Origin of the sequence: Microbacterium sp. B24, from assembly GCF_000333415.1 — a bacterium.
GTDB lineage: Bacteria > Actinomycetota > Actinomycetes > Actinomycetales > Microbacteriaceae > Microbacterium.
This window is the reverse complement of record NZ_BADB01000150.1, coordinates 1-1,983: the sequence shown is the minus strand read 5'-3', so window position 1 is coordinate 1,983 and position 1,983 is coordinate 1. Positions and strand designations below refer to the sequence as shown.

The 1,983-nt window shown below is 70.7% G+C and carries 1 protein-coding gene and 1 pseudogene; both read left to right on the top strand.

Translation table 11 applies throughout. The features are described 5' to 3' along the window. Positions 1–18: 18 nt before the first annotated feature. A pseudogene (locus tag I5I_RS03495) lies at positions 19–537 on the top strand (transketolase C-terminal domain-containing protein); the annotation flags it as partial. Next, positions 534–1,931: a dihydrolipoamide acetyltransferase family protein gene (locus tag I5I_RS03490; RefSeq protein WP_036316521.1), complete on the top strand. Its 1,398-nt coding sequence runs from the start codon at positions 534–536 to the stop codon at positions 1,929–1,931. The pseudogene I5I_RS03495 and the gene I5I_RS03490, both read left to right, overlap by 4 nt. The last annotated feature ends 52 nt before the right edge of the window (positions 1,932–1,983 follow it).

Sequence of the window (1,983 nt, the reverse complement as noted above, 5' to 3'; positions counted from 1 at the left end):
CCGGGGATCCTCTAGAGTCTGGTTTTCTTCGAGCCCAAGCGGCTGTATCACACGAAGGGCGAGGTCGATCTCGACGGCGACGTGGCCGATGCGGCTCCGATGGGTCTCGCGCGCGTCGAGCGAGAAGGTTCCGACGTCACGCTGATCGCCTACGGCGCGCAGGTCGCGACGGCGCTGGATGCCGCGCTCGCCGCCGAGGACGACGGCATCTCCATCGAGGTCATCGACCTGCGTTCGCTCTCACCCGTCGACTACCGCACGGTCGCGGCATCCGTCCGCAAGACGGGTCGCGTCGTGGTTACGCATGAGGCGGCGGGGGAGGCCGGCGTCGGTGCCGAGGTGGTCGCCAGCATCACCGAACAGTGCTTCCACTATCTCGAAGCACCCCCGCAGCGTGTGACGGGACACGACATCCCGTATCCGCCGGCCAAGCTGGAAAAGCACCACCTGCCCGACCTCGATCGGATCCTCGACGCCGTCGATCGCGTTCTCGACCGGCCGAACAGCCTCACGTCGGCGGCGGGGGTGGAACGATGATCGCGGAGTTCCTCCTTCCCGACCTCGGCGAGGGGCTGCCCGAGGCGGAGATCGTCCAGTGGCTCGTCGCCCAAGGTGACGACGTGCATCTGAACCAGCCCATCGCGGAGGTCGAGACCGCCAAGGCCATCGTGGAGCTGCCCTCGCCCTTCGCGGGGACGGTCAGCGCGCTGCACGCGGCAGCCGGTGACGTCGTGGAGGTGGGGTCCCCCCTGATCGCGTTCGAGGTCGAGGCCGCCGACTCCCCGTCCGGCGACGTGCCCGAGGCGACGTCCGCGCCGGCCGGGCACGTGGAGCCGGAGCCCTCGTTGCCGAATCTCGTCGGTTACGGCGCGGCGCCACGCGCGGCGGGGCGCCCCCGACGCCGCGCCCGCGTGCTCGCGGGCACCGACGAAGATCGTGAGGCCACTCCGACGATCGCCGCGCAGGTCCTGCACGACGCCCCGCACGATGCGGTGACACCGCTGCGAGACGATGTGCGTGACGAGCGTCCCCGCTCGACCCCGCCCGTGCGCGCCTACGCGCGTGCGCACGGCGTCGATCTCGCACTCATCGAGGCCTCCGGAGTCACGGGAATCATCCGACGCGAAGACGTCGACCGCTTTCTCGCCGACCGCACTCCCGCCGCATCGGGTGCGTCGCCCGCGGATGCGGGACGGGTGTCGCCGGCGGGCACCGGGCGGGACGGCGCCGAGCGGCAGACGCGGGTGCCGATCCGCGGCGTCCGCAAGCACACGGCGGCGGCGATGGTGCGCAGCGCCTTCACAGCGCCTCACGTCACGACCTTCCTGGAGGTCGACGTCACCGAGACCACGCGCTTCGTGGCGAACCTGCGCGCCGACCGCCGACTCGACGGACATCGCATCGGCATCATGGCGGTGGCCGCGAAAGCCGTGTGTCTCGCGTTGCGCGTCGAGCCGACCCTGAATGCGGCGTGGGACGAAGACGCCGCGGAGATCGTGCAGTACCACTACGTGAATCTCGGCATCGCGGCTGCGACCGAGCGTGGCCTCATCGTCCCGCATGTCGCCGACGCCGACCGGCTCGGTCTGGTCGATCTCGCCGACGAGATCGCCCGTCTCGCCGAGACGGCGCGCGCGGGACGCACGAGCCCGGCCGCGCTCAGCGGTGGCACGTTCTCGATCACCAACTTCGGCGTCTTCGGGATCGACGCGGGTACGCCCATTCTGAATCCCGGCGAGGCGGGGATTCTCGGGCTGGGCTCGGTCCGGCGTCGGCCCTGGGAGCACGAGGGCGACATCGCGCTGCGTGACGTGATGACGCTGAGCCTGTCGTTCGACCACCGACTCGTCGACGGCGAGCAGGCATCGCGCTTTCTGACGACGGTCGGTGACATCCTGCGCGAGCCGGGCCGTGCGCTGCTGTTCGGGTGACGCGCCGTCGCGCGGGTCAGACTCTAGAGGATCCCCGGGACCGAGCTCGAAT